The organism is Streptomyces sp. NPDC033270, from assembly GCF_055576575.1.
On record NZ_JBVIRA010000060.1, the window covers coordinates 1 to 5,681 of the forward strand.

General features: G+C 70.8%; 6 protein-coding genes. 1 reads left to right on the forward strand and 5 read right to left on the reverse strand.

Annotated elements, in window-relative coordinates:
- Positions 1–86: 86 nt before the first annotated feature.
- The 5 genes from ACZ5XZ_RS38900 to ACZ5XZ_RS38920 form a co-directional block, all read right to left on the reverse strand.
- Complete coding sequence (locus ACZ5XZ_RS38900; RefSeq protein WP_468987177.1) at positions 87–407, reverse strand: antibiotic biosynthesis monooxygenase family protein; 321 nt, start codon at positions 405–407, stop codon at positions 87–89.
- A gap of 65 nt (positions 408–472) precedes the next feature.
- Positions 473–1,576 (reverse strand): DUF2330 domain-containing protein, encoded by a 1,104-nt coding sequence (locus ACZ5XZ_RS38905; protein WP_468987185.1) that lies wholly within the window; start codon positions 1,574–1,576, stop codon positions 473–475.
- A 139-nt stretch (positions 1,577–1,715) separates the two neighbouring features.
- Positions 1,716–3,227 (reverse strand): glycine betaine/L-proline transporter ProP, encoded by a 1,512-nt coding sequence (gene proP, locus ACZ5XZ_RS38910; protein WP_468987179.1) that lies wholly within the window; start codon positions 3,225–3,227, stop codon positions 1,716–1,718.
- Between the two features lie 500 nt (positions 3,228–3,727).
- A complete protein-coding gene (locus tag ACZ5XZ_RS38915; protein ID WP_468987180.1) occupies positions 3,728–4,780 on the reverse strand; it encodes a CU044_5270 family protein in 1,053 nt (350 codons plus the stop codon).
- Complete coding sequence (locus ACZ5XZ_RS38920) at positions 4,773–5,312, reverse strand: RNA polymerase sigma factor (protein ID WP_468987182.1); 540 nt, start codon at positions 5,310–5,312, stop codon at positions 4,773–4,775. Before ACZ5XZ_RS38920 ends, ACZ5XZ_RS38915 begins: the two co-directional genes overlap by 8 nt.
- 126 nt (positions 5,313–5,438) lie before the next feature.
- On the opposite strand from ACZ5XZ_RS38920, the gene ACZ5XZ_RS38925 reads away from it, so the two are divergent.
- A partial coding sequence (locus tag ACZ5XZ_RS38925) for a cbb3-type cytochrome c oxidase subunit I (RefSeq protein ID WP_468987183.1) occupies positions 5,439–5,681 on the forward strand: 243 nt, incomplete at its 3' end.

Genomic DNA, 5,681 nt, shown 5'->3' on the forward strand with positions numbered 1-5,681 from the left:
AGCTCCGCTATCGAGACGCTCCGGCGCCTTGCGATGCACCGCACCAGACGCCGCGGCCTTTCCGACCCTGACCCATCGGACAGGCCCTAGGCGGTCTTGGGCGCCGCCTGCTGCACGACCTCGAACGACCACACGGTAGAGCCGCTGGCGGCAGGCTTCGGCCGGTCGGCGCCGCCCTGGTGCGCCGCCTTCATGGGCCCTTCCATCCAGGCCTGGAACGACTCCTCGTCACGCCACCGCGTGTACACCAGGTAGTCGTCGGTGCCCTCGACCGGGCGGAGGAGTTCGAACCACTCGAAGCCGTCCGAGCTCTCCACCGCGTGGGCGCGGGAGGCGAAGCGCTTCTCCAGAACCTCACGCTGTTCGGCGGGGACGGTCAGAACGTTGATCTTTACCACGCTGGGCACAGGACACCTCTCACCATGGGGACGCCGGACTGGCGCCCTCATCTCGATCACGTGCCTGCAGTTTCCTACATCGGACGGTCAAAGCGCCCGGATGCGCGTCGGCGGGCGCGGAGAGCGATCGCCAGTGCCGAGCCCACCGCTGCCGCCAGCAGCAACAGCACACCGAAGATCGTCAGGATCCAGGCCGGGACACCGCCCACCTTCAGCAGCGCATCGGTGTACCTGACCCGTTGGAACGGGGTGTCGTGCTCCGCGCGGCGGAGTTCGTGGTCACCGGTGATGCGTTGTGGTTGCGGGAAGCTCTGGTCGACGGCGGTCAGAAAGGTGCCACCGCTGCCGCCGAGGTCGCGCACCGCGCCCTCGGGTTCGATCCGGCCCGCGTAGAAGACCTCGGGCCGCGCCCCGCCGATCGTGCTGCGCGGCTCCATCCGGTGTGGTGCGAGGACGTAAAGACCCAGTGACTGCGGTGTCTTCGCGAGGCGGGAGAGCCGCATGGGGTAGACGAGACGGTCGCTGGCGAAGGACAGGTGCAGCGGATCGAGGGTGCCGGTCAGCGGGCGGTGCCGTTCCGCGGGGGCCAGGCGGATCGCCACGTACTCCCAGCGCTGCGCCACGTACGGGCGGAGCTCGGTCGCCAGGGCCGCGGGGAGACGGAAGCCCTGGGATTTCAGCCAGTTGCGCAGGGCGCCGGGGTCGGTGGCGGTCAACCGGGCGACGTCGAAGGGGCCCAGGCGCTCGCGGCCGACCACCCCGACTCCCGGGCCGCGCGCACCCGGTGGCGGGGCGGCGGCGCCGTCCACGTCCTGGAACGGCCAGTCGCCGCCGCGCGGCCAGAAGTAGTGGCGCTGTCGGACGGCCGGCTCGGTCAGCGCGGAGAGCTGGTCGAACAGATCCGGGTCGCCCAGCTTGACCGTGGCCCGGTGCGGTACCGGCATGATCCACGCGGCGTCCGGCGCGCTGCCGTTCACCGTCAGGCTCATCACGATCTGCTCGGTCCTGCCGTCCCAGCGCACCGCCGAGGTCTCGCGGTCCACCGCCATGGTGGTCTTCGGGTCGTGCACCATGGCACCGCACCCGCAGGCGTACGCGGGCCTGGCCAGCGACACCAGCTGTACGGCGAGCAGCACCAGCACCACCAGCAACACCCGCCGCCTACCGGCCCGAGCCATGGCGGCTGCGCCCGTCACCACGCCCATCGTCGTCCCCCGTTCGCCGCACGCCGATCACTCGATCGGCGGCAGCGACACAGACGGCGAGAGCGGTAGGGCCGGTTCCCCTTCCCAGGGAACCGGCCCTACCGTCCAGGGATCAGGCCGCCGAGCCCGCCGTGGCCGGCCGGTGGTTCGCCGCGCGCAGGGCTCGGGCCTCGGCCTCGGTCTCGACGGCCGGCGGGGAGCCGGGCAGCGGCTTGCGGGCGCTCTCCGACATCAGCAGCACGGCGATGCCGCCGATCACGGCCGCCGCCATCATGTAGTAGGCGGGCATCATCTTGTTGCCGGTCGCGCCGATCAGGGCGGTGACCACCAGCGGCGTCGTACCGCCGAAGAGCGACACGGAGATGTTGAAGCCGATCGACAGCGAGCCGTAGCGCACCTTGGTCGGGAACAGCGCGGGCAGGGTGGCCGGCATCGTCGAGGTGAAGGCGACCAGCAGCAGTCCGAGCGCCCCCATGCCCAGCGCGATGGCGAGCAGCGACCCCTGGCGGATCAGCAGCAGGGCCGGCACGGACAGCACCAGGAAGCCCGCGCAGCCCGCGGCGATGACCGGCCGGCGGCCGAAGCGGTCGGAGAGCCGGCCCGCGAACGGCTGGATGCCCATCATCAGCACCATCACCGCGAGCACGACCAGCAGCCCGTGCGTCTCGTCGTACTTCAGCTCCGAGGTCAGATAGCTCGGCATGTACGACAGCAGCATGTAGTCGGTGACGTTGAAGACCAGGACCAGTCCGATGCACAGCAGCATCGCCCGCCACTGACCGAAGATCATCTCGCGGATGCCGATCCGCTTCTCGGCGTCGCGGCGCACCTTCTCCTTCGTCCGCGCCTCCTTCTCCAACTGGGCGAAGGCCGGGGTCTCTTCGAGCCGCATCCGCAGATAGAGGCCGATGATGCCCATCGGTCCGGCGATCAGGAACGGGATGCGCCAGCCCCAGGAGTGCAGGTCCTCGGTGGACAGCAGGGCGGTCATCAGGGTGACCAGGCCGGCACCGCCGACGTAGCCGGCCAGCGTGCCGAACTCCAGCCAGCTGCCGAGGAATCCGCGCTTCTTGTCGGGCGCGTACTCGGCGATGAAGGTGGAGGCGCCCCCGTATTCACCGCCGGTGGAGAAGCCCTGTACCAGGCGGGCGACGAGGAGCAGGATGGGCGCGCCCACCCCGATGGAGGCGTACGACGGGATCAGGCCGATGGCGAAGGTGCCCACCGCCATCATGATCATGGTGATGGCGAGGACCTTCTGCCGGCCGATCCGGTCGCCGAGCGGCCCGAAGACCATGCCGCCGATGGGACGCACCAGGAACGCCGCCGCGAAGGCGCCGAACGTCGACAGCAGCTGCGCGGTCGGATTCCCGGACGGGAAGAAGACATGTCCCAGAGTGACCGCGATATAGCTGTAGACGCCGAAGTCGAACCACTCCATCGCGTTGCCGAGCGCCGCCGCCGAGACCGCACGCTTGACCATCGCGGGATCGACGACGGTCACCTCGCCCGGGACCCGCTGGTGCAGATCCGCTCTCCTCCCCGGCTGCGGATCGGATGCGGCGCCGGCATGACTGCCGACGGGGTTTCGGGGGCCGGGTGCGACGGGGGACTGCGTCGGCACGTGTTCGCTCGCCTGCGCTCTCTTGGACGACTACATGACATCGCCCGCTGTGGAACAGCGGGACGGAGCCCGCCATGGAGCGACGGGCAAAGTTCGACCATAGGGGCAGACATGTTCATTACGGACAGTGTGCGGATGACCGCACAGTCGCCCGTATACCCGCTCCTTGCAGGGGAAACTCCCTTTCGTAGAGCAATTCGCGGGACGTAGGTCTGTGATCCATCTCGCGGTGATCGGCTGCAACCATTGCCGCGTGGTGACCTGCCTCACGCGAGGGCGATGCGGCTGCACAGGGGGGCGGTACGGCTGCAAAGGGGGAGCCCGGAGCGCGCAAAACGGCGCGGCGGTACGAGGTACCGCCGCGCCGGTGTGGATCGTCGCGTTCCCTCAAGGATCAGCCATGCCGGGCTGTCGCGCCACTCGGGCGGCACCGGCGTTGCGGTGCCACGCCGTTCGGCGCCGCGTCCATGGCCGGCCGCGACATCCCCGCTGTGGCCCCGTCACGGCATCCAGGCGACGTACGACATGACCTGCCCCGAGGTGATCCGGAAGTCGGGGAGGTCCTTGGTGAAGGTGACCTCCAGGCCCAGCAGCCCGCCGCTGCGAGGGTCGAGGATCACCATCTGACGGGTCGCGTTCGAGGCGCCGTCGGGACCGTCGTAGACATACGCCTGCCCGCGCCGGCCGAGCCGGTCGGTGACCGCGCCCGCCGGACGCAGCCCGCCCGCGTCGGCCAGCATCCGGACGATGGCGGCGGTCTCCCGTGGCCCCGGTGTCCACTCCTGACGGAACGAGTCGAGCGCCAGCAGTAGTTGGGGCGTGGCGCCGGCGCCTCCCCCACGCTCGACTCCGCTCGCGCGGGAGGGGCCCCCGGCTCCGCCGTAGAGCGACGCCAGATGTGCGCGCAGCGCCACGGGGTCCGTCGGCGGCCTTGTGCGGGCGGCCGGTCCGCTGCGCCGCGCGGCCGAGCCCGCCGGATAGGTCTTGCGGTGCAGGACCTTGCCGTCCCTGACGGTCCGCCAGTGGCCGTCGTCGTCGTGGATCACCGGGCGGCCGGGGTGCCGCGGGTCGGTGGCCACGACCAGTTCCGAGCCGCTGCCGTCGGCGTTCCAGCGGGTGATGCGCTCCTCGGGAACGGTAACGGGAGGCGCGGCATCCGGGCCGGACTCCATGCTCATGTACCAGGTCTGCAGATGGCTGCCCCGGCGCGGACCGTCCGCGGCGCCGGCCGTCCGGGCGCCGGCCTCGGCCCTGCGGGCGAGTGCGTCCAGCGAGACGGGCGAGGCGCTGGAGCGCGGCACGAGTGCCGCGGGCGCGGCGGCCGCGGGGCTGCTGCCGGCGTCGGAGAAAGTGAAGGCCAGGATGGCGAAGAGGGCGAGCACCGCGGCCTCGGCCCGCAGGGCCAGGCGGTGCCCGGCCCGCCTGGTGCGCCTGCTGTGCAGCAGACGGTTGAGGTCGCGTTCGGCGCGGGCGTGCAGCGGGCGGTCCCGCCAGGGGCCTTCGCCGGCCCGTACCGGATTGGCCGCGCGCAGCAGGCCCAGTTCGTCACTCATTGCCGTCGCCTCCTGCTCGTGCGGACACGGTCGTCCGCGTACGGTCGATCTCGGCGCGCAGACGGCGGCGCGCCCGGTGCAGCCGCATGGCCGCCGCGCTCTGACCGCAGCCGAGGGTCACCGCCAGCTCCTCGATGGTCAGTTCCTCCCAGGCCGTCAGCCGGAGCACCTCCTGGTCGCCGGGGGAGAGGCGGGCCAGTGCCTCGTGCACCCAGGAGCCGGGCCGCTCCGCGTCCGGACTGTCCACGGTCTGCCGCTGGTGTGCCGCCTCGTGGTTGCCGAGCCGGTGCAGCAGCCGCCGGTAGCGGCTCAGGCCCCGCACCGTATTGGCCAGGCAGTTGCGGGCCACCCCGTACAGCCAGGGCAGCGGGGTCTCCGGTAGCTCGGAGCGGCGTCTCCAGGCTATGGAGAAGACCTCCGCCACCACTTCCTCGACGTCGTGTGCCTGCCCGTCCAGCCGCCGCGCCACAAAGCGGCTGACCGCCCAGTAGTACGCGCGGTAGGCCTCGGCGAAGGCGTCGTCCGTACTCATGAACCCTTGGTGTCCGGCATGTCCCCGATCTTCACACCCGCCTCGAGTGAAACTTCACACCCGTCGAAACGGCCCCGCGCGCCCGTAGGCGGTGAGGTTCGCGTCGGCTCCGGACACCTACGGGGCATGAAGCTCCCCGTGAAGTGGTTGACGACCACCGACCACAAGACCATCGGCACGCTCTATCTGGTCACCGCTTTCGCGTTCTTCTGCGTCGGCGGGCTGATGGCCCTGGTGATGCGTGCCGAGCTGGCCCGTCCCGGCCATCAGATCCTGTCGAACGAGCAGTTCAACCAGGCGTTCACCATGCATGGCACGATCATGCTGCTGATGTTCGCCACCCCGCTGTTCGCCGGCTTCGCGAACTGG

What these genes read in the sequence shown, in the direction of transcription:
- ACZ5XZ_RS38905 (WP_468987185.1), bottom strand. Translation starts at nt 1,576, where the DNA reads ATGGCTCGGGCCGGTAGGCGGCGGGTGTTGCTGGTGGTGCTGGTGCTG.
- ACZ5XZ_RS38915 (WP_468987180.1), bottom strand. Translation starts at nt 4,780, where the DNA reads ATGAGTGACGAACTGGGCCTGCTGCGCGCGGCCAATCCGGTACGGGCC.
- ACZ5XZ_RS38920 (WP_468987182.1), bottom strand. Translation starts at nt 5,312, where the DNA reads ATGAGTACGGACGACGCCTTCGCCGAGGCCTACCGCGCGTACTACTGG.